Origin of the sequence: Pantoea sp. SIMBA_079 (assembly GCF_046940275.1) — a bacterium.
In the GTDB taxonomy this organism is placed as follows: Bacteria; Pseudomonadota; Gammaproteobacteria; order Enterobacterales; family Enterobacteriaceae; genus Pantoea; species Pantoea borealis.
Map to the genome: position 1 here is coordinate 86,389 of NZ_JAWRYR010000003.1, position 24,303 is coordinate 110,691.

Consider the following 24,303-nt stretch of genomic DNA (forward strand, 5'->3'; position numbering starts at 1 on the left):
CGGGAGAAGGGCTGCCACTATCAGCCTTTGTTCGCTGCCTGCACGTGCAGCATATCCAGCGCCAGCGTGGCCGCCGCCAGCGAGGTCAGATCGGCGTGATCGTAGCCTGGCGCCACTTCCACCAGATCCATACCGACGATATTCATCCCCTGCAGGCCGCGAACCAGTTTGGTCGCTTTGTCACTGCTCAGCCCGCCAATTACCGGTGTACCGGTGCCTGGCGCGTGCGCCGGATCGAGGCAGTCAATATCAAAGGTCAGGTAGACCGGCAGGTCGCCCACGGTGCGCTTCACTTCCGCCAGAATATCATCCACGCTGCGATCGTTAACCTGTGCCGCATCCAGCACGTTAAAGCCCAGACTCTTATCAAATTCAGTACGGATACCGATCTGCACCGAGTGCTGCGGATCGATCAGCCCCTCTTGTGGCGCGGTGAAGAACATGGTGCCGTGGTCAAAGGTCGGGCCGTTGGAATAGGTGTCAGTGTGCGCATCGAAATGCACCAGCGCCATTTTGCCGAAATGCTTCGCGTGGGCGCGCAGCAGCGGCAGCGTAATGTAGTGGTCGCCGCCAAAGGTCAGCATGCGCTTGCCGCTGGCCAGCAGTTTTTCCGCATGCGCCTGCAGTTTGTCAGAGAGATCCTGTGAGTCACCAAACGCGTAAACCAGGTCGCCACAGTCCACGACTTTCAGGCGCTGACGCAGGTCGAAGTCCCACGGCCAGCGGCACCCTTCCCACGCCAGGTTAGTTGAGATCTGACGAATTGCTCCCGGTCCCAGACGGCTGCCCGGACGGCCCGACGTAGCGGCGTCAAACGGCACACCGGTGATCACCCACTCTGCGTCGCTGTCGTACGGCTGGAAGTTGAGCGGAAAACGCATGAAACCAAAGGCGTTGGAAACCAGGGAGTTGTCATACTGATTGCCCAGGGTGTTGTACATAATTCATCCTCTTTACGTCAGGCCTCACCGGCCTGATTACGGGTCAGGTATAAAAAAATCCCTTCCGCGTCGTCAGGCGTGACGGGGAAGGGATTGATGGCGTGATTATCGCCGGGAATATTCTCCCCTGCAATCCTCATCCGCTTAGCGTTCGCGCATCGCCTCTTCGGCTTTGTTAAACGGCTTGACCAGATAATCCATCACGGTTTTCTCGCCGGTTTTGATATCCACCGTGGAAACCATACCGGGCGTGATAGAAAAGCGCCGGCCCGCTTTGTTCTGCACATAGTCGTTATCGGTACGGATAAACACCCGATAGTAGTAAATTTCTGGTTTAACCTCATCCTGAATGGTGTCCGGCGAGATGCTCTCCACCACGCCATTAAGACCGCCATAAATGGCGTAATCATAGGCGGAGATCTTCACCACCGCGCGCTGCCCCGGATGGATAAAAGCGATGTCGCGTGGCGAGAGGCGCGCCTCCACCAGCAGCCTGTCGTTGAGCGGGACAATGTTCATCAGTTCGCCATTAGGCGGCACCACGCCGCCAACCGTGGATACTTTGATATTTTTAACGATGCCGCGCATCGGTGCACGAATCGTCAGGCGCGTCACCGTATCTTCCCGCCCTTTAATCACTTCCGCCAGGCTGTCCGCCTCGGCGCTCGCTTTGGCCAGCTCCTCGCGCGCCTGGACATAATATTGTGAGCGCATATCGGTCAGCTTCAGTTCCAGATCGGATTTCTCACGCTGCAGGCGCAGCACCTCCACGTTACTGGCTGCCCCGCTCTTTGCCAGCCGCTGCGTAATCGCCAGCTCGCGGTTAGCCAGCGCCAGCGACGCCTTAAACTGCTTTGTGGCGTCGTTGAGCTGTGCCCGTTTAGTCGTATAGAGGCGGGTTTCTGCCGCGATCAGATCGGGCCAGCCGCTGAGCTCGTCCGGAAAGGTCAGCCGGGTATCGTTGACCTCTGCCCGCAGGCGCGACGCCGCCGCCAGTGCGGCACGGTAGCGTGCCGCACTCTCCCCTACGCTTGACTGCGAACGGGTAGGATCGAGGCGCGCCACCACCTCACCCGCCTGCACCTGATCGCCTTCATGCACATACAGCTCCGTCAGAATCCCCCCCTCCAGCGACTGCAGCACCTGTTCGCGCGAACTGGGGATCACCTTGCCGGTCCCGGTTGAGACTTCATCCAGCACGCCAAACCACGCCCAGATCAGCGCGACCAGCATCAGCGCGGCGCTGATCACAATCAGCCGCACGGCACCGCTGTAGTGGGTCTCCGACTTCAGTTCGCCCAGCAGATCGTCTGACGCGTCTGTTTCAGCAGCCGTTATCAGCCGCAGTTTTGCCGGCAGCTGCTTCATGCGTTCACCTCCGGCAGATTTCCGCCGCTGCGCGCCGGCGGCAGCGCTTTCTCTTTCGGACTGTCCATGACCAGCTGCCCCTCTTTCAGCACCAGTATCCGATCCACCAGCGACAGAATCGCGGCACGATGCGTCGCAACGATCAGCGTGCGGCCATTCAGCCACGCGCCGAGGCGCTCAATAAACTCTTTTTCAGTGTGGTCGTCGAGCGCGGCCGTGGGTTCATCCAGCAGCACAATATTGGGATCGCGCAGCAGCATACGCGCCAGCAGCAGCGACTGCCGCTGCCCGCCGGAAAGACCGGTTCCCCCCTCCATGATCGGGTGATCCAGCCCCAGCGGCAGACGGCGAATAAACTCCGCCCCGCCGCTCACCGTCAGCGCAGAGAATATGGCGTCATCGGTAGCGTGCGCCGCGCCGAGGGTCAGATTTTCGCGCAGCGTACCGTGAAACAGACGCGCGTTTTGCGTCAGCAGCCCGACATTGCGCCGCACGTCAGCCACGTCAATATGCGGCAGGCTAAGGTTATCAAGCCGCAGTTCACCACTGACCAGATCCATGCCGCCCGCCATCGCCTGCAGCAGCGTGGATTTACCGGAGCCGTTGCGGCCCAGTACCGCAATACGCTCGCCTGGCTGAATAGTCAGGGATTTAATGCGCAGCGCCAGGGTCAGCGAGTCGCTGTAGTAGCGAAACATGGCGTCGGTAAACTGATAATGGCCAAACAGCACCGGGCAGTGGATACGCGTCTCATCGCTGCTGTTCTCTACCGGCAGGTGCATCAGGCCGTCAAGGCTGGTTTTCGCTGCCCTGACCTGTTGCCAGCGCGCCAGCACGCCGCACAGCGTCGCCATCGGCGCAATCATGCGTGAGGAGAGCAGCGACGCCGCCACAATTGCCCCGGTCGTAATATCACCGTTGATCACCATCGGTGCGCCCACCACAATGACGCTGGCATAAACCAGGCCCTGCACCGTTACGCCCCAGCTGATGAGCGAGTGCATCACTTTACGCATCTCGACCCCTGACTGCGCGGTGATACGGATATAGCTATTCCACTGCTGCAGAAAGCGATCTTCCGCCTGCATCAGCTTGATATCCTCCAGCCCCTGCACGCTCTCCACCAGCACCGCATTACGCAGCGTGGACTCTTTCAGCGCCTGCTGCGCCAGCTTCGCCAGTTTTTTCTGGCTGAGCAGACCCGGCAGCACCATCAGCAGCACCGCCACCGGGGCGATCCACGCCAGCTGCGGCGCAATAATGGCCATCACCAGCAGAAACAGCAGGAAAAATGGCATATCAACGATCGCGGTAACGGTTGTCGAGGTCACCATTTCCCGGATCGCCTCCAGCTCACGCAGCTGAGAGATAAAAGTTCCGGTAGAACGAGGCACCACGCTGTTGCGCAGCCGCAGCGCATGGCCAAAAACCCGATCGGAGACGCGCATATCGGCGCGCTTGCCCAGCAGATCGGTGACGTGATCGCGGCCCACGCGCAGAATATAGGTAAACACCACGGAGATGATCACGCCAGCATAGAGCACATAGAGCGTGGGGTAGGATTGCGCCGGGATCACCCGATCATACACCTGCATCGAAAAGACGATCCCGACCAGCGCCAGCAGGTTGATCAAAAAGGACGCCAGCATCACGTAGCCATAGGGACGCAGATCGTGCAGCACCAGCCGCCGCAGCCAGTCCGGGCGCACGGTAGCCAGATAGCGATCGACCCGGCTATCTTTCGCCGCCGCCACCGGCCGCAGCGCCGCCACCACGCTGAGGGCGGGCAGCAGATCGGTGAGCATCACCGGCGTCGGCTGTTCATCGCCGGAAAAGTGGACCCGTACGCGGTCATCGCCATCAAATGCTGTGATCACGCCGACCTGGCCGTCATTCAGCTCTACCGCCAGCGGCAGGCGCCAGCGCGTGATCTCATGGCTCTCCTCTGCAAACAGCTGCAGCGACAGGCCCGCCTGGCGCGCCAGATGGCGCAGCGCTTTATCGCGCGTCTGTTTGCCCTGCCACTCTGCCGCCGCCATGATCATGCCCGGCGAACAGGGCAGCCGGTAGTGGGTGGCGATTTGAATGATTGCCGTGGCCCAGCCGTTAAGCGGCAGCTCGCCGCCGCCGCTGGCGGGCTGGCCCTCAGGCGCGTCCGGGATCGGTAATTGGGTCATGGCTGGATCTCCACGGTCTGGATGCGCTGATGATTAAGCGTAAAGGCTGAACGTATTTGTCCGGTGCTGTAGAGGCAGTCGAGCTGCAGCGATCGCAGCTGGCTGATGGTCTGCTGTAGCGTAAAGCGGGTCTGCCACACCTCCTGTTCTGCATTCAGCACGTCCAGCAGCGGGCGCGTGCCGAGCTGCAGATACTGATCCTGATAAAGCTGGCGGGTTTTCTCGCCCAGCGCCTGCTGACGCCCCATGATCGCCAGACTCTGCGACAGGCTAAGCGCTTCATTCTGCGACTCACTCAGCTGCTGACGCGCTTTCAGCCGCGCGGAATTGACCGCAGCGTTCGCCGCCTGCAGCGCGCTGGCGGCGGCGTCGCGCGCAGCGGTAATCCCGCCCCCCTGATAAAGCGGCATCTCTACTTTGATAAAAGCAGAGTACTGCGTGCGATCCAGCGACTGATTGCCGGCGTAGTGATCGTTGAGATAGTGCGTGACCTGCGGTTCCAGCGAGATGGTCGGCAGGTTCTGTGCGCTGGCATTATCAAGTTTGGCCTGCGCCTGACTGGCCTGCGCCCACGCGGCCAGCACCGCCGGGTTGCTTTTGTCATCCGCTTTGCCACTGGCGCAGCCGCGGGTCAGCGTCGCGGGAAACTGGTCGCTGACCTGCTTTACCAGCGGCCAGCCCAGATAGGTAGCTAAGGTTGCGCGCCAGCGGTTAAGGCTCGCCTGATACTGCGTCAGGGTGGTGCGCGCGCCTTCAATACGCGCATCGGTCTGGGTCGCGTCGGAGAGCGAAGCGGCGCCCTCCTCATTACGCTGCCGTGCGAGGACACCAATCCGGCTCAGGGCGCTGAGCTGATCGCGGGCAATCTTTACCAGCTGCTGATAGCCCTGCACCTGAACCAGGGCAGCTGCGGTATCGTGCGCCACGCTGTCGATGCTCACCAGCACGTTGGCCTGCTCCTGCGCCACGCCCGCTTCAGCAGAGCGCACCGAGCTGCTGACTTTGCCAAAGTCATAGAGCATCTGCGACACCGACAGCACAAATGACGGACTGAAGCCGCTGCCGCTGTAACTGTTGCTATAGCCGTTATTCATGCCCCCGCTGATTTGCGGATAATATTTTGCTTTGGCCACGTCGACCTGATTCGCCTGCTCCAGCATGGTGCCGATCGCCTGCGCAATATCCGGATGCCACTGCACCGCGCGCTGTACCGCCTGTTCAATTGTCAGGGTATCCGGCACGCTGGCCAGCGCGGGTCCGGCGACTTCACCGGCAAGCGATGGCAGTTCCTGCTGCTGAACCAGCTCGCTTTGGGTAATAGAACCTGCACGCATCAGCGTGTCACTGGCGGCACTGAGATGCACACTGTAAAACAAGAGAAAGCCCGCGCTTACTGCGGCGGGCAGAGAGGAACGGCGAAAGGGTGCGCCGGATTGCATCAGATCCATCGATTATCCACCAGTCAGTATAGAGAAAGGGCACCTCCTGTGCCCGTGATGCTTCCCTGCGTCACACACCACTATGCCGTGTGGTTTTGGTGCGGTTGCTGCAGCAGCTCCTCCAGTGACACGTTAACGCCTTCCAGCGTAATCAGCTGCGTAGTGCTGTAGCCCGTCCCGCTACCGTCACGATCGATTGAGAGTACGGTGTTGCCATCAGAAGTATGGTCCACTTTCACGAAATCATTAATATTACTTGTGGAATCATTCCAGCCGATCAGCAGTTCACTGATATCAACCTTGTCTCCCTGGGCGACGTTAAAGTCGGTCCAGGTGTCGTGACCGTTGCCGCCAGTGGCGTCAGCGCGATCCAGCAGATGGTAAACCAGCGTATCCGTGCCGGTGCCACCGGCGATGGTGTCATCGTAGGCGCTGCTGGTCAGCGTATCGTTACCGCGGGTGCCGTTAATGGTCGGGTGCAGCTCAATGGTAAAGCTGTGACTGGTCAGGGTGCCGTCCCGGCCCGCCAGGGTGTAACTGAACACCTCCTTATGCGTAATGTTCTGTACGTTAACATCCGCATTCAGTGAATAGGTGTAGCTTCCGCTGGCGCTGACCTGCAGCACGCCGAACTCACCGGCCACCTGCGTCATGCCGGCCGCTCCTACCGTGGTTTCTGCCCCCAGAGCATTAGTGATGGTTAAGGTTCCGCTGTGCGTACCGGCGCTATCGGCCCAGATGCTGCCGCTCGCGTCATGCTCAGCGCTGCTGCTTTCCGCCAGCAGGCTGGTAGCGGCAAACAGCGTGGCCGCCGGGCCGTTATGCAGCGTTACCGTTAGCGTGGCGGAGGTCACTGTGCCGCTGGCGTCCCTTACCGAATAGGTAAAGGTATCCGTCGCTGGCAGCGTATCGATATTCAGGCCCGCTTTCAGCGCATAGGTGTAGTTACCTCTCGCATCCAGGGTCAGCGTACCGTAGCTGCTGGTGATCACCGTATTACCCGTGCCGGCAACCGTTGCGCCGCCCGCCGTTGTAACCGCCACGCCGGCCGGTACCGTACCGGCTATCGAACTGGTGTCATTCGCCAGCAGATTACCGGTGACGGTGGCCGCCGTGGTCACCGCCAGCGTGGTGTAGTCTGACACCGTGCTCACGATAGTGGTGGGCAGTATGCTGAGGTTGGTGTTCGCGCCGACCACTACCGCGTAGTTGCCGGTCCCCAGGTTGCTGTAGGTCACGTTACCGCCGCGAATCGTTCCGATTGAGAGCAGAGAACTGATGTAGTTGCTCTGCGAACTCACCAGCTGCCAGGAGCCGTTACTCAGCTGCGTGTAGAGGTTCAGCGAGTAGTTAGCCGCCACCCCGATGCTGTTTACGGAACCGTAGAGCGTTACCGTGCGGAAATCGTCCTGACCCACATTGAAGATATAGGCGTTGCCGTTATTGAGCACGCTGGCACCCAGTATGGATCCGACTCCCAGAGTAAGCAGTGCAGTGTGCGAAGAGTTCACGGTGCCGTTATTAACGGTGGCCTGGGTGGTAGTGTAATCGACCTCGTTAACATCGCTGGTCGCCACAACGCGAATGGCCTCCAGCAGCGACGCCGACGGCGAAACGTTGCCCGCCCTGTCGCTCTGCGTCACCGAGAGCGTAGCACCGGTGGTCTGCGCAGTGCTCAGCGCCACTGACCAGCTGCCGCCGGTGCCCACCGTGGTGGTCCCGAGCGAGGCACCGCTGGCATCACGCACCGTCACCGTTGCGCCGACCTCACCGCTGCCGGTGACGCTGGTACCGGCGCTGTTGATCAGCAGCCCGGATACCGCCGCCGGCGGCACCGTATCCACGGTAACCGTCGTCGCCACATTACTGCTGCTGACGTTACCTGCCGGATCGGTCACCGTGGTGCTCAGGGTATGCGCCCCGTTGCTCAGCGCCGCAGTGGTAAAGCTCCAGCTGCCGCCGGTGCCCGCCGTGACGGAACCGAGCGCAGTCGTGCCGTCAAAAATGGTCACCAGCGTGCCCGCTTCTGCCGTGCCGCTCAGCGTCGGCGTGGTATCACGCGTAAAGGCGCCGCTGGTCAGCGTCACCGGCGTGCTGCCCGCATCATCGGTGATGGTAAGCGTGCTGGCCACCGGTGCCACGGTGTCAATCCGCAGCGTGACCGAAGCCTGCGGACTGACGTTGCCCGCTGCGTCGGTCTGCGTCACGTTCAGCGTATGAGCGCCGTTACTCAGCGCAGGTGTGATAAAGCTCCAGCTGCCGCTGCCGCCGACGGTCGCGGTTCCCAGCAGCGTAGTACCGTCGTAAACGCTGATGCGTGCGCCCGCCTCGCCCGATCCACTCAGCAGCGGTGTGGTGTCATTGGTCACGCCGTTATTGGGGATCGCGATCGCCGTGCTGCCATTGTTATTAGCCAGCGTCAGTCCGGTTACGGCAACCGGCACCGTGGTGTCGATAATCGCCGTTGAGCTGATGCTGCTGCTGATATTCCCCGCGGCATCAGTAGCGGTGATGCTGAAGGTATGCGATCCCTCGGAGAGCGCTGTTCCTGGCGTAAAGCTCCAGCTGCCGCTGCCGCTGGCAGTCACTGAACCCAGCACGGTAGTGCCATCGCGCACAATCACCAGACTGTTTGCCTCTGCCGTACCGCTCAGCGTTGGGGTGCTGTCGCGCGTCGCGCCGCCATTTGCCACCGTTGTATTGTTGATGTCGTTCGTGACCACCAGCGAAGGCGCAGCAGGCGCCACGGTATCCACGGTAATCGCTACCGCCGGCGTCGCCGGGCTGACGTTGCCTGCCGCATCGCGTACCGTGGTGCTCAGCGAATGCACGCCGTTGCTCAGCGCGCCTGGCGTAAAGCTCCATGCACCGTCGCTGCCTGCCACCACAGAGCCCAGCGTCGTACTGCCGTCATACACGGTAACAACCGCGTTCGCCTCTGCCGTGCCGCTCAGCGTTGGTGTGGCGTCATTAGTGACCGCGCCATTTGCCAGCGGTCCGGTCACCGGCGCCACATCATCCGTGATCGTCAGGTTGCTGACGGCTGCCGGTGCCACCGTATCCACCGTCAGCGTAATGCTGGCTGGCGGACTGACGTTCCCGGCGGCGTCGGTCTGGGTTACGTTCAGGGTGTGGATGCCTTCACTCAGCACCGGGCTGACAAAGCTCCAGCTGCCATTGCTGCTGACAATTGCCGTACCCAGCGCAACATTCCCGTCAAGGATAGTCACGCGTGCGCCCGCTTCGCCGGAGCCGGTCAGCAGCGGCGTGCTGTCACTGGTTACACTGTTGTTGGGGATAGCGATCGCCGTACTGCCGTTGTTGTTGGCGGCAGCCAGGCCGGTAACCGCACCTGGCGCAACGGTATCAATGATCGCCGTTGAGCTGACGCTGCTGCTGACGTTGCCTGCTGCATCGGTGGCAGTGATGCTGAAGGTATGCGATCCCTCACTCAGCGCTGTAGCTGGCGTAAAGCTCCAGCTGCCGGTACCGCTGGCGGTGACGGAACCGAGTAGCGTGGTGCCGTCGCGGATAATCACCAGGCTATTGGCCTCGGCGCTGCCGCTCAGGGTTGGCGTGCTGTCGCCGCTTGCCGCGCCGTTCGCCACCGTGGTGTTCGCCACGTCGTTGGTCACAACCAGCGTTGGCGCAGCCGGTGCCACGGTATCCACGGTGATCGCGACCGTGGGCGACGCCGGGCTGACGTTGCCCGCCGCATCACGGACCGTCACGCTCAGCGCATGCGGGCCGTTATTCAGCGCGGGCGAAGTAAAGCTCCACGCGCCGCTGCCGTCGGCAGCAACGGACCCCAGTACCGCGGTGCCGTCATAGACGGTGACAATGCCCCCCGCCTCTGCCGTGCCGCTCAGCACCGGCGTGGCGTCGTTGGTTACGGCACCGTTAACCAGAGGTCCGGTATTTGGCGCGGCGTCATCAGTGACCACCAGGTTGCTCACTGCGGCTGGCGGAGTAGTATCAACCGTCAGCGTCAGCGTTGCATTCGGGCTGACGTTACCGGCCGCATCGCTGGCCGTAACGTTAAAGGTGTGTGCCCCCTCTGCCAGCGCCGGCGTGACAAAACTCCACGCCCCGCCGCTGCCCGCCGTTACCGATCCGAGCACGGTATTGCCGTCACGGATCGTCACCACGCTGCCCGCCTCTGCCGTTCCCCTGAGCAGCGGCGTGGCGTCACTGGTGGTACCGCCGGCGGCAATCGCCACCAGCGCGCTGCCGTTGTTGTTGGCCGCGTTCAGACCGCTTACGGCAACCGGCGCCACGTTATCAACAATCAGCGTGGTGCTGGTCGCGCCGCTGACGTTGCCTGCCACATCGGTGGCGGTGACGCTCAGGGTATGCAGCCCCTGACTCAGCGTAGTGCTGGCATAGCTCCAGCGTCCGTCCGCATCAGCGGTCACCGAGCCCAGCACCGCGTTGCCGTCGCGTACCGTGACAACGGCGTTCGCTTCCGCCACGCCGCTTAAGGTCGGCGTCGCATCGCTGCTGTAGCCACCCGCCGGTATGGTTGCGCTGGTCACATCGTTAGTCACCACCAGCGTTGAGGTCGCTGGCGCAGTGGTATCCACCACTACGGTAAAGTTCACCGGTGTACTGCTGCTGCCCGCCGCATCGCGTACCGTGACGCTGAGCGGATGCGTGCCTTCGCTCAGCGCGGCAGGGGTGAAGCTCCAGGCTCCGTCGCCGTTTGCCACTACCGATCCCAGCACCGTAGTGCCTTCGCTGATCACTACCACGCTGTTTGCCGCTGCGCTGCCGGAGAGCGTTGGCGTGGTGTCGTCCGTCGGCGTACCGCTGGTCAGCACGCCCTGAATTGCGCCGGCGTTATCCGTTACCGTCAGTCCCGTAACCGGTGCGACCGCTGCGGTCAGCACGGTAAAGCTGATATCGCTCACCGGGCTGACGTTGCCCGCCGCGTCGGCGGCATTCACGCTCAGCGTGTGCGGACCATCCGCCAGCGCGGCGGTGGTAAAGCTCCACGCGCCGTTGGTGCCGGCGGTTACCGAGCCGAGCACGGTGGTGCCGTCCCGCACGGTAACGATGCTGCCTGCCTCAGCGGTGCCGCTCAGCTGCGGCGTGTTGTCGCTGGTGGTGCTGCCAGCCGCGATAGTCAGCGGCGTGCTGCCGTTGTTATTGACCGCCGTCAGGCCGGAGATAGCCGCAGGCGCCACGGTATCCACCACCACCGTGGTGACGGCAGAGGCGATACCGGTATTACCGGCCACATCGGTGACGCGCACGCTCAGGGCGTGGCTGCCCTCGCCCAGCGTGGCAGGGGTAAAGCTCCAGGCGCCCGCGCCGCTGGCGATAGCGGTACCGAGCAGCGTGGTGCCGTCATACACGCTGACCGTGGCGTTTGCCTCCGTGGTGCCGCTCAGCGCTGGCGTACTGTCATTGATGGTTGCCCCGCTGGTGAGCGGCGTATCCGAATCACCCGCGGTGACGTTCACCGTGCCGGCCGCAGGGGCTACCGTATCGACCGTGATGTTCAGCGCGCCGGAGCGATCGCTGACGTTGCCCGCCGCATCGGTCACCGTCACGCTAAGCGCGTGCGCGCCCTGGCTCAGCAGCGGCAGCGTGGTGCTCCATGCGCCGTCACCGTCAGCAGTGACCGAAGCAATTACCGTATTGCCATCGTAGATGGTCACCAGGCCGCCCGCTTCCGCCGTGCCGCTGAGCTGCGGCGTACTGTCGTTAGTCACGCTGTTATCGGCTACCGGCACCGGCGTGGCGCCGTTGTTATTGGCCGCCGCGAGATCGGTTACGACATCAGGCACAACGGTATCGACGATAAAATTAATCACCTCTGACGGATCGCCAGGATTGCCGGTTTCATCCGTGCTGACGACAGAAATCGCGTGCGCGCCCTCATCCAGTACCGGATCTGGCGTATAGCTCCACTGTCCGTTCGCGTCTATCGGCAGAGTAGCCAGCACTGTACCGTTATCAGAAATGGTTACAGTGCCATTTGCCGGGCCCGTTCCCTGCAGGACCGGCGTGTTGTCACGGATATCGGCCCCGTCTGCTACCGTTACCAGCGTGCTGCCGCTGTTATCGGTGATCTGCAGCGTACTGTTGACCGGTGGCAGATTGGCTTCAACGGTCAGCGTGAAGGCGTCAGTAGCCGGGCTGACGTTACCCGCCGCATCGGTCACGGTGAACGTAAAGCTATGCACGCGGTTTGAGAGCGCAGTGTCTGGCGTAAAGCTCCAGCTGCCGTTTTCGCCAGCGGTGGCCGTTCCCAGCAGCACGTTGTCGTCATAAACCGTTACCGTGCTGCCCGCTTCCGCCGTGCCGCTGAAGACCGGGAGATTATCATCAGTGATCGCGCCTGACGTCAGCGGACCTTCAGCGCCGCCGACGCTGTCGGTGACAAGCAGATCCGGGATAGCGTCCGGCACCGCCGTATCAATAGTGATGCTGACCGGCCCGGTAACCGGTCCAGTGGTGCCCGCCGCGTTGCTGACTGAGACGCTGAAAGCGTAGGTTGCATCGTCCAGCGCCGCGGATTCATAACGCCAGACGCCGTTCTCACCCACGGTGGTGCTGCCGACAATATCGCCATCCTGAATGATATTAACCACCGTGCCGGCGACGCCGGTCCCGCGCAGCACCGGCGTGCTGTCACTGGCGAAGCCGTTGTTCGCGACCAGCACCGGCGTGTTGCTGGCGTTGTTGTAGATATCAAAGCTCAGCACCGCGGCTGGCGTACTGGTATCGACCGTAAAGCTGACCGTCGACGCCACCTCGCTGACGTTGCCCGCTACATCGGTGGCGGTCACCGTCAGAGTGTGCGCCCCTTCTGCCAGCGCAGTGGTGTTGAGGCTCCAGGCCCCCTGAGGATTAGCGGTGGTTCTGCCAACCTCCTGCGCACCGTCATACACAATGATGGTCGCCCCTGCCTCTGCGGTACCGCTGATGAGCGGCGTCGCGTCAGGAGTTACGCTGTTGCTATTGATGGTTACCGGCGTCGCTTGTATATCATTCTGCAGCAGCAGATCGCCTGCCGGCTGCGGCGCAGTGGCATCAATATTGATGGTCAGCGCACCGGACGGTGCGCTGACGTTGCCCACTTCATCGGTGACCGTGGCGCTCAGCGTGTGCTGGCCGTCGGTCAGTACCGGTGAGCTGAAGCTCCAGTTGCCGTCGCCGTCCGCCGTCACGGAGCCAATCACCACTCCGCCGTCATACAGCGTAATCAGGCTGTCGGGTTCCGCGGTGCCGCTCAGCAGTGGCGTATTGTCCGTGGTCAGCGCGCCGTTTGTCAGAGGCTGCGGTGTCGTACCGTTGTCGTTACTGACCACCAGCGATGTGGCATCCGGCAGCGTGGCGTCCACGGTAAAGGCGACAGGATCAGAAGCCGGACCGGTGTTACCGGCCGTATCGGTCACCGTGGTGGTGAGGCTGTAGCTGCCATCGTCCAGCTGCGGCAGCTGATAGCTCCACTGTCCGTTACTGCCGGTGGTCACGCTGCCAACAATGTCGTTTCCGTCCAGAATCGTTACCACGCTGCCCGGCTCTGCGGTGCCGCTGAGGAACGGCGTATTATCCGTAGTGATGCTGCCGGTGGCGATCGCCACCGGCGTGGTGCCGTCGTTGTTCGTCAGCGCGATGTTCGCTGCCACCGCCGGCGGCGTGGTATCAACGATCGCACTGAAAGTCACCGGTGCGCTGACGTTGCCAAGCGTATCGGATGCCGTGGCGGTAAAGGTGTAGCTGCCGTCCGCCAGCGCGGTGGCAGGCGTAAAGCTCCAGCTTCCCTGTCCGTTTACCGTGGCGGAACCCAGCAGCGTACCGTTCTGATCGGTAAGGGTAATAATGCTGCCCGCATCCCCGCGACCGCTGAACAGCGGCGTGCCGTCATTAGTCAGACCGCCATTGGGAACGGCTACCGGTGCAGTGCCGTTATCATTACTCAGCGTCAGCTGCGTAACGGCGGAAGGCGCCGTGGTGTCCACGGTAAAGGCGATCGGCGCACCCGGCGCGCTGCTGTTACCGGCGGCATCGGTGACCGTCACGCTCAGGCTGTGCGGGCCGTCGCTGAGGATCGGCGAGAAGCTCCAGTTGCCCTGCGCATCGGTCGTGGTGGTACCGAGGATCAGATTGCCATCAGATACAACGATGGTGCTGCCAGGCTCTGCGCGACCAGAGAACTCAGGCGTGTTGTCACCGGTGGTGGAACCGGGCGCGATCACCTGCGGCGTGGCGCCATTGTTGTTCACCAGCGTGGTCGCAGTGGCCGCGCCCGGTGCGACCGTATCCACGGTAAAGGTTATCGTGGGTGAAGCGGGGCTGGTATTCCCGGCGGCGTCGCTGACAACGGTGCTCAGGTTGTGCTCACCCTGCGTCAGCACGCCAGCTGTAAACTGCCAGCTGCCGCTGCTGTTCACGGTAACCGAACCGATTTGCGTAGCGCCGTCATAGATCAGCACCACGCTGCCCGGCTCGGCTGAACCGATCAGCTGCGGCGTCGCGTCGTTGGTCACGTCACCGCTGTTGATCGGCACCAGCGTACTGCCTTCATTGTTGTTAACCAGCACGTTCTGCGCTGCTTCCGGTGCCTGCGTATCCACATTGATTGTGGTTATCGCCGATGCCGGACTGACGTTGCCTGCTGCGGTGGTCTCCGTGATGCTTAGCGCATAGCTGCCGTCATCCAGCGCAGCGGGCGTAAACTGCCAGCCGCCATCGCCATCGGCGACTACGCTGCCGATGGCCGTATCACCGTTATAAACCGTGATCAGACTGCCGGCGGCGGCGGTGCCGCTGAGCTGCGGCGTACTGTCGCTGGTATAACCGTTGCTGGCGACCGGCGCGCCTTCCCCGGTGGTAACAGCGAAGACAGGTGCAGCCGGCACGCTGGTATCCACCGTCAGGGTCACCGAGTTGCCGGTGGCACTGACGTTACCTGCGGCATCGGTCGCGGTCGCACGCAAAGTATGCTCACCGTCGGTCAGGGCGGTGTCGGTCAGGCGCCAGGCCCCGTTCGCGTCCGCCCGCACAGAGCCGATAGCGGTTGTTCCGTCATAAAGCGTTACCAGGCTGCCCGGCTCCGCGCTGCCGCTCAGCACCGGCGTGGCGTCATTGGTTACGCCGGTAAGCGGTGCATTATTGTCATCTGTCGCTGCCAGATTGACCACTGCACCAGGGGGGGTGGTATCGATAGTGAAGCTATAGGCAGGCGACGCCGCGCCGGTGTTGCCGGCGGTGTCAGTCACCCGCGTGGTCAGGCTGTAATTGCCCTCAGCCAGCGGCGCATCCGGCGTGAAGCGCCAGTTGCCGTCATCGCCTGCGGTCACGCTGCCCAGCACCTCGCCGTTGTTATACACGGTTACAAGGCTGCCCGCTTCCGCCGTGCCGCTCAGCACCGGCGTGGTGGTATTCGTCGCACCTGCCTCGTCGACAGGGCGCGCCACGCCGCCCGCCTCGTTGCTGACCTGCAGATCGCCCGCAGCGGCGGGTGGCGTGGTATCGATGGTAAAATTCAGCGGTGCCGACGGTGCGCTGACGTTACCCGCCGGATCGGTGACGGTGGTGGTCAGGCTGTAATCGCCCTCAGACAGTGCCGCCTCCGGTGTGAAACTCCAGTTGCCTTGTGTATCGGCGGTCACGCTGCCCAGTACCGTGTCGCCATCGGAAACGGTGATCAGCGCACCCGGTTCGGCGCTGCCGCTCAGCACCGGCGACGTCGTGTTGGTCACGCCGTTATTCACCGGCAGCGGCGTTTCTCCGTCGTTGTTACTGAGCTGCAGCCCGCCTGCAGCCGCAGGCGGAATGGTATCGACGGTAAACACCAGCGCCGGTGAAGGTTCGCTGACATTGCCCGCCGGGCTGGTTACCGTAGCCGTCAGGCTGTGCTGACCTTCACTGAGCGGCGACTCAGGCGTAAAGCGCCACGTGCCGCCGTCCTCCGCGACCACGCTGCCCAGCACCGTGGTGCCATCCCGTACCGTTACCGTGCTGCCCGCAGCCGCCGTGCCGCTCAGCACCGGCGTGGTATCGCTGGTGGCACCGCTGGTGACCGCCACCAGCGTGCCGTTGCTGTCATTGCTCAGCACCAGTTCATCCGCTGCTGCCGGCGGCGTGGTTTCAATCGTAAAGTTAAGCGGCGCAGAGTCATCGCCGCTGTTACCCGCTGCATCCGTGACCGTGGTAGTGAGGCTGTGTGGCCCGGCTGCCAGCGGCGTTTCCGGCGTAAAGCGCCACGCTCCGTCGCTGCCTGCGCTGACGCTGCCCAGCAGCGTGCCGTTATCATAGACGCGGACCGTGCTGCCGGGTTCAGCGCTGCCGCTCAGCGCCGGTGACGTATCGTTAGTTACGCCACCCGCATTAATGGCGTTACCGTTTTGATCGTTATTCAGCTGCAGGCCGTTTGCCGCAGCAGGCGGTGCGGTATCGACAGTCAGCACCAGCGGTGCGGAAGGCGCACTGCTGTTCCCCGCCGGTGAGGTGGTGACGGCCGTCAGGCTGTGATCGCCGTCAGAAAGCGGTTCGTCTGGCACAAAACTCCAGGTTCCCCCTTCTCCCACGGTAACGGAGCCCAGTACCTCATCACCATCAGAAACCGTCACTACGCTACCGGGGGCCACGCCGCTGCCGCTCAGCCGCGGGGTGGCGTCATTCGTCACGCCATTGCTGACCGGAACCGGCGTATTACCTTCATCGTTAGCCGCCTGCAGCGCAGCGGGCGCCGCCGGGGCAGTCGTATCGATGGTAAACACCACTGGCGTGGAGGCTTCTCCGCTATTACCAGCCGGATCGGTAACGACCGTGGTCAGGCTATGCTCACCCGGCTGCAGTACCGGTGACGTAAAGCTCCAGCTGCCGTCGCTGCCGGCGGTGGTGCTGCCCAGCACGTTATCGCCATCAGAGACGGTGACGGTACTGCCCGGCTCTGCGCTTCCGCTGAGTACCGGCGTGGTGCTGTTGGTGATGCCGGTAATTTCGTTGCCGCTTTGCCCGTTGCTCAGCAGCAATTCGCCGGCGCTCGCTGGTGCAGTGGTATCGACAACCATATTAACCGGTGCACTGACCGGCCCGGTGTTGCCCGCCGCATCGGTCACGGTGGTGGTGAGACTGTGCGGGCCTTCATCCAGCGGCTGCGGTGGCGTAAAGCTCCAGTTGCCGTCGCTGTCTGCCACGGCACTGCCCAGCACGTCGCCATTATCTGAAACGGTAACGATGCTGCCCGGCTCGGCGCTGCCGCTGAGGGTCGGGCTGGTTTCATTCGTGGCGCCGCCCGCCGGCAGGGCGTTACCGTCCTGGTTGTTCAGCTGCAGACCGCTGGTAGCGGCAGGTGGCTGCGTATCGACTGTGACCGCCACCGGAGCAGAGGCGAGGCCGGTATTACCGGCCGCATTGGTGACGGTGCTGGTCAGCGCGTGATCGCCATCGCTGAGCGGCGGCGTGGTATAGCTCCAGTTGCCGTCGGCATCCGTGGTCGTGGTACCCAGTACCGTATCCCCGTCGCGGACAGTCACCGTGGAGCCAGGCTCCGCGGTGCCGCTCAGCGTCGGCGTAGTGAGATTTGTGCTGCTGCCAGGCGCAACCGGATCGCCGTTCTCATTGCCGAGCTGGACGCCGGACGGCGCGGCAGGCACGGTGGTATCGATGGTGATATTAATGACCGGCGAGGAGGTCTCTGCCCCCGTCGTGCTGGTTGCCACGGCACGGAATGCATAGGTGCCGTCGGCTAACGCGTCAGGCGTAAAGCGCCACTGGCCGTCTCCGTCAGCGACCACGCTGCCCAGCAGCGTGGTGCCGTTATAAAGTCTGACCACATCACCGGCGGTGGCGACGCCGCTCAGCACCGGGGTGTTATCGCCAGTGCTGTCGTTATCTGCCAGCGTAACCAGCGTGCTGCCCCTGTCATCCGTTATCTCCAGCGAACTGGTTGCCGGCACGCTGCCGGCATCAACCGCCAGCGTAAACGCCGGTGACGCCGGACTGACATTTCCTGCGGCATCGGTGACGGTGGTGGTGAGATTATGCTGTCCATTGCTCAGCGCCGGCAGCGTCAGGCTCCAGTTGCCGTCGCTATCAGTGGCGGCGCTGCCAAGCAGCACGTCGCCGTCATAAACGCGCACCACGCTGCCCGCTTCAGCCGTTCCGCTCAGCGTTGGCGTATTGTCATCGGTGAACTGGCCTGAGGTCAGCGGACCGGTATTACTGCCCGCATTATCAGTAACCTGCAGATCGCTGACTGCCGCTGGCGCGACGGTATCTACGGTAAAATTCAGTGGCGCAGAGGCGGGGCTGCTGTTGCCAGCCAGATCGGTCACGGTGGAGGTCAGGCTGTGGCCGCCCTCGCTCAGCGGCGGCGTGGTAAAGCGCCAGCTGCCGTCGCTGTTGGTGGTTACGCTGCCCAGCACGGTGTCGCCATCACGAATTGTCACCAGCGCCCCCGGCTCCGCCGTGCCGCTCAGCACCAGCCGGGCGTCGTTAACGGTGCTGTCCGGCGTAATGCTGACCACGCTGCTGCCGTTGCTGCCGGTTAAGGTCAGATCGTCAGCCGCCGCCGGCGCCACGCTATCAACGGTGATATTCAGCGGCGCGCTTTGTGTAAAGTTGCCTGCGGCATCGGTGGTGCGCAGGTAGAAACTGTGCAGGCCCTGGAACAGACTGCGCAGGGCAAACGACCACTGGCCGTTGCTGTCGGCTACGACACTGCCGATTTCCGTTGTCCCGTCAAAGAGCGTAATCAGGTTGCCCGGTGTGCTGACGCCGCTCAGCGTTATCTCATCACTGCGCGTGGTCGCACCATCGGTCAGCGGCTGCAGTGTATTATCACCGGTGCCTGTCGCCTCCAGCGGTGTCGTCGCAGGCGGCAAATCCGCCTGAACATTGAGCGCAAAAGGCGCACTCGCCGGCCCCGTATTACCGGCCGCGTCAGTGCTGGTAACGGTGAGGGTGTGTGCGCCGTTGCTGAGCGCAGGCGTGGTAAACTGCCAGCTGCCGTTAACATCGACCAGCGCAACCCCGAGCAGCACGTTACCGTCATAAATGCTGACCGAGGCACCCGGCTCTCCGCTGCCGCTCAGCACGGGCGTATTGTCATCGGTGGTGGCGTTTTGCGCCAGCTCAACCTGGCTGTCGCCTGCGTCGTCAAAGACCTGCAGATCGGTTATCGCCTCCGGAGCCGTGATATCAACTGTCAGCTGCAGAGGCGCGGAGGCGGGTCCGGTATTGCCTGCGGCGTCTGTCACGGTGGTGGTAAGCGTATGGTTTCCTTCACTCAGCGCCGGGGTGGTAAAACTCCAGCGCCCGTCACTGTCTGCAATCGCGCTCCCCAGTACCGTTGTGCCGTCGCGTACGGTGATGACGCTGCCTGGTTCGGCGCTGCCGCTGAATACCGGCGTGGTATCACGGGTAGCGCCGTTAGTGGCAATAGGGGTAATAGTGCCGCTGCTGTCGCTGCTGAGCAGCAGATCGGCCGCGGCGGCCGGCAGCACCGTATCAATAGTAATGATGAGCGTGACGGAGGAAGCGGTATTCCCGGCGGCATCAGTGGCAACGGCACGGAAGGCGTAGCTGCCATCCGGCAGGGCTGCCGGCGTAAAACTCCACTGCCCGCTCGCATCGGCCAGCGTGCTGCCAAGCACGGTAGTACCGTTATAGAGCGTCACCAGCTCATTGGCGCCAGCCAGCCCGCTCAGGGTCGGCGTGGTATCACGCGTGCTGGCACCGTCAGGAAGCGTACGCAGCGCAGGGCTGCTGTCGTCAGTAATCTCCAGGGTGCTGCTGGTCGGTGCAATGCCTGCCGCTACATTAATCACGAACCCGCTGGTGGCGGGACTGACATTGCCGGCCGCATCGGTGACCGTCACGCTCAGCGTGTGGCTGCCGTTATTCAGTGCTGGTGTGGTAAAGCTCCAGCGCCCGTCGGCTCCTGCTGTGACGCTGCCAAGCAGAACAGACCCGTCATACACCCTGACAGTGGCACCCGCTTCTGCCGTGCCGGTCAGGGTTGGCGTATTATCATCGGTGGTTTGCCCGTTGAGTAATGGACCCTGGCTGCTGCCGACATTATCGCTGACGACGATATCGCCAGCCGGAGCAGGAGCTGTGGTATCGCCATTGCCGGGATCGGTTCCGCCATTGCCAGGATCGCCACCGGGATTGTTGCCCCCGTTACCGGGATTGGTGCCGCCGCCGGGATTATCCGTATCACCGCCGCCACCACCACCGCCGCCACCGCCTGTCGCAAACAGCGCCCCGATACCTGCCAGAGCCGCCCCGCCGATACCGAAGGCCGCAATCGTGCCGTTATCCGTTACGTTTTCTGCCAGCAGGCCTTCTGTGCTGTCGATTGACACATACTGAAAACCCTCTGTGCCGGGATCCTCAACCCACCATAGCGCACCGCGATCGTCCTGAAGGACCAGATCGCTGTCGCCATTGGCGCTGTAAAAATCATGAATAACAAGTGTTTCACCCGATTTAGTAGTCACTACTAAATCATTGCCATTGCGTGTGAAAGCCTTAATGTCAGCCTGATTCAGATTAAGTTTAACCACACTGGGTGCGTTCAGCGTAATCTGATTACCGCTCACTTCATTAGCAATTGTCCCGCCTTTAGGCGTGATAGAGATATTGTTCATGTTATCGGGATCCCGCGCAGATATAAGTTTATGAGCGTGAATAGCACGCCCGGTATCATCAGATACCGCTTGCTATCGCGAGTAATTCAGGGAATTACTCACATTCTTCATCGGCCGTTCTTATTTCAGTAAGCGAATAAGCACAGCGCTGAACAGGTTTAATTGCGGATTCAGAAAGGACATCAGGCGTTATGCGGGATACAGAAGCGTTATTCAGGCGGGGTAATAAGCGAAGCAGGTTCTCTTATCATTTCACCAAAGATCACTTTCTGCGCAGACCATAATCGCAAAGCTGTGTGCTGAATTACGCAAATAAATCATCAAGATAAACACTCGGCCAGTGATAGCCCTGCATGCCATAAACAGGCTTACGCGCAAGCAGGTCAACATAGTGTTGATTTTCCACACCCTCAACAATAACGCCGCGGCATAATTGATTAAGGTGATTAAGCAGAATGTCAAAGGTGCGGTCTTCGCTGAATTGCCAGAAAAACGCTTTATCAATCTTGACGATCTCAAATATTCCGCTGTCAAGCATGGTCAGGCTTGAATAACCCGGACCAAAGTTGTCAAGCCAGAGAGGAGCCGGCGTAATTTTTGCTACGCCTTTCAGGGTTAGCAGATCTTCGCTGCTAAAACGCGAAGTGAAAAATGCAGAAATTTCCAGCCGCAATAATGCAACAGACGCCAGTTTTTCCTGAATGACTTTGTCTGCAAATATGCCGGCAACAATATCTCTATCTACGTTTACGCTGATAACCTGGTTAAACCCCTGCTGACTAAGCTGAATAATATTTTCGACCTGGTGAAGGAATAGCTGCCATTTTTCATCGGCAGAAAGCAGAGAGAAAAAACGCTCTTCTCTGTCGGGATCGTATTGTGTAGTTATCGCTTCTTTTGCTTTAAAACGTGTCAGCAGCTCCCATGAAATAATCTCGCCAGTCAGGCTGTAAACAGGTTCCAGCAAGAAAACCGGATTAAAACGCTCGGTCATGGCACCCTTCCTGAAGACGCTGCGGACGAAGCCTGAAAGATCAGACCTGCTGATGTAATTCAAAATAAAATATCGACAAAACTTACTATAGCAACTGAAGACTAGCCTGCAATTTACATTTTGAAAAATTTTTTTCAGCTAAAAATGGCCCTGAAACAATAGTCAAAACCAATCATTTTCAGACAACCGCTCCGGTAAGTTTCTATAAATGGCATAAAAATAAAGACACGTATCCTGCTGAACCTGAGCATCTGCGCCGTAAAACAGACTACATTGCTGATTTTAAGCTAAATTTGTGCTGGAAACGTAGCGTGAGCCATGGCGCGCCTGAGCAATAACAGTGTTACTTTCAGAAAGCGCGCTCCAATAAATACGCCAGATAAAACCGTGCGTAAAAAAGATAACATTCATAAAAATCATAAATAAATGCTGAGATAAAAATAAGCGAAACATTAAAAAAGTTGTCATTAAATCAGGAGAGGGATGAGCACAGGGAGCACTGCTGACAGAGGATATTGATTTTTAAGCCAAACTGATAAAGCAGAGACAATGGCAGGAAATAAAAAGCAGTAATTGTGTAAATAGCGTATTACGTCACAAATCAGAAAAAATTCACGTTAAAAAAAAGGGCCCCGCAGGGCCCGCTATCGATTATCAATTATCGATTATTCATCTTCAAGATAGGTATAGCCATACAGACCACTTTCAAACTCGGCAAGGAACTGCGATCGCAGATCTTCATCTATATCCTGCTGCTGCTTCACCTGATCGCGGAACAGGGTCATGAGATCGTTCGGGTTGAGCTGCACATACTCAAGCATGTCAGCCACCGTATCCCCTTCGTCTGATAACTGCACTTCAACGCTGCCATCCTCAAAAGCAAATACATCCACCGCTTCAGTGTCACCAAACAGATTATGCATGTTGCCGAGGATCTCCTGATAGGCGCCGACCATAAAGAAGCCCAGCATCGGCGGATTATCCACATCATATTCAGGCATCGGCATGGTAGTGGCGATCCCGTCACCGTCAACGTAATGATCGATTGTCCCGTCGGAGTCACAGGTAATGTCCAGCAGCACAGCGCGGCGCTGTGGCATCTTATTCAGGCCTTCCAGCGGCATTACCGGGAAAAGCTGATCGATACCCCAGGCATCCGGCATCGACTGAAACAGCGAGAAGTTAACGTAGATTTTATCTGCCATACGCTCCTGCAGCTCATCGATAATCGGGCGATGCGCACGATTGCTCGGATCCAGATGCTGCTGGATGTAGTGACAAATGCTCAGATAAAGCTGTTCGGCCCAGGCGCGCTGCCCCAGATCGTAGGTGCCTGATGAGTAGCCGGTATGGATATCAAACAGATCCATCTGGCTGTCGTGCAGCCATTCACGCAGCGAGCGGCGCACGTTGGGCTCATGCATCTCCTGCCAGGTGTCCCACAGGCTCTGAATCGGACGCGGTGCATCCGTATCAGGCGCGACCGGCGTGCTGAATTCATTACGCTCTACGCCAATAATGTTAGAGACCAGCACGGTGTGGTGAGCCGTTACGGCTCGTCCTGACTCGGTGATCACCGTAGGATGTTCAAGACCATGTTCTTCACAGGCGTCGCCGATAGCCCAGATGACATTATTGGCATATTCATTCAGCCCATAGTTCACCGAGCAATCAGACTGAGAGCGGGTTCCTTCGTAGTCCACTCCCAGGCCGCCGCCCACATCGAAACATTTGATGTTGACGCCAAGCTTAGCCAGTTCAACATAGAAGCGGGCTGACTCACGCACGCCAGTGGCAATATCGCGGATATTCGCCATCTGCGAGCCAAGATGAAAGTGCAGCAGCTGCAGGCTGTCGAGGCGTCCCGCTTTGCGCATGATATCAACCAGCTGCAGCACCTGAGACGCTGCCAGACCAAACTTCGATTTCTCACCGCCGCTGGACTGCCACTTACCGGAGCCCTGCGAGGCCAGGCGCGCACGGATACCGAGACGCGGCACCACGTTCAGACGCTCTGCCTCTTCCAGTACCAGACGCACCTCGGTCATTTTTTCCAGCACCAGGTAGACTTTATGGCCCAGCTTTTCACCGATCAGTGCCAGTCGGATATATTCACGATCTTTATAGCCATTACAGACGATGACAGTACGCGTTTTGCCCGCGTGTGCCAGTACCGCCATCAGCTCTGCTTTTGAACCCGCCTCAAGGCCCAGGGGTTCGCCGGAGTTAACCAGTGACTCAATCACGCGCTTATGCTGGTTGACCTTGATCGGATAAACCAGGAAGTAGTCGCCTTTATAGCCATAGGATTCACGCGCGCGCTTAAACGCCGCGTTGATGGAGCGCAGGCGATGCTGCAGGATCTGCGGAAAGCAGAACAGTGCCGGCAGACGCTGACCGTCTGCTTCGCGCTCTTTGACCAGCTTTGCCAGGTCAACGCGCACCTCGGGCCGATCGGGATCCGGGCAAACGCTGATATGACCCAGCTCGTTTACGTCGTAATAGTTGTTGCCCCACCAGGCGATGTTATAGGTGCGCAGCATACGGCTCGCTTCCTGATCGCTCATCGCCACCTCCTGCATGGAGCGGAGGACACCCTGTTCGCCAGCTGACGAACCCTTGATATTCTTCATGTCGTCAGACATCGCGAACCTCAGTTTTCTGTTGAAATAATAGAGAGTTATCAGGTACTGCTGGTGCGTTTGCGGCTAAAAACTTATTCATCCTGCGTGTCCCGCCTCATCAGGTTGCCCTGGGTGTTACTGCCAG

The 24,303-nt window shown here is 60.5% G+C and carries 7 protein-coding genes; all 7 read right to left on the reverse strand.

Annotated features, from left to right (window positions below; all coding sequences use genetic code 11):
* Positions 1 to 20 precede the first annotated feature (20 nt).
* Positions 21 to 941 (reverse strand): agmatinase, encoded by a 921-nt coding sequence (speB, locus tag SB719_RS06230; protein ID WP_065648243.1) that lies wholly within the window; start codon positions 939 to 941, stop codon positions 21 to 23.
* A 144-nt stretch (positions 942 to 1,085) separates the two neighbouring features.
* Complete coding sequence (locus tag SB719_RS06235; RefSeq protein ID WP_412159094.1) at positions 1,086 to 2,282, reverse strand: HlyD family type I secretion periplasmic adaptor subunit; 1,197 nt, start codon at positions 2,280 to 2,282, stop codon at positions 1,086 to 1,088.
* A 23-nt stretch (positions 2,283 to 2,305) separates the two neighbouring features.
* Positions 2,306 to 4,486: a type I secretion system permease/ATPase gene (locus SB719_RS06240; RefSeq protein WP_304235165.1), complete on the reverse strand. Its 2,181-nt coding sequence runs from the start codon at positions 4,484 to 4,486 to the stop codon at positions 2,306 to 2,308.
* Positions 4,483 to 5,934: a TolC family outer membrane protein gene (locus tag SB719_RS06245; RefSeq protein WP_304235163.1), complete on the reverse strand. Its 1,452-nt coding sequence runs from the start codon at positions 5,932 to 5,934 to the stop codon at positions 4,483 to 4,485. The genes SB719_RS06240 and SB719_RS06245 overlap by 4 nt, the downstream gene beginning before the upstream one ends.
* A gap of 71 nt (positions 5,935 to 6,005) precedes the next feature.
* Positions 6,006 to 20,540, reverse strand: a complete 14,535-nt coding sequence (locus tag SB719_RS06250; RefSeq protein ID WP_412159042.1) for an Ig-like domain-containing protein — start codon at positions 20,538 to 20,540, stop codon at positions 6,006 to 6,008.
* 304 nt (positions 20,541 to 20,844) lie between these two features.
* Positions 20,845 to 21,534 carry an EAL domain-containing protein gene (locus tag SB719_RS06255; protein WP_412159043.1) on the reverse strand — a complete coding sequence of 230 codons (690 nt, stop codon included), beginning with the start codon at positions 21,532 to 21,534 and terminating at the stop codon, positions 20,845 to 20,847.
* Positions 21,535 to 22,199: 665 nt separating this feature from the next.
* Positions 22,200 to 24,179, reverse strand: coding sequence for a biosynthetic arginine decarboxylase (speA, locus tag SB719_RS06260; protein WP_075050711.1), 1,980 nt, complete (start codon positions 24,177 to 24,179; stop codon positions 22,200 to 22,202).
* Positions 24,180 to 24,303: the final 124 nt, after the last annotated feature.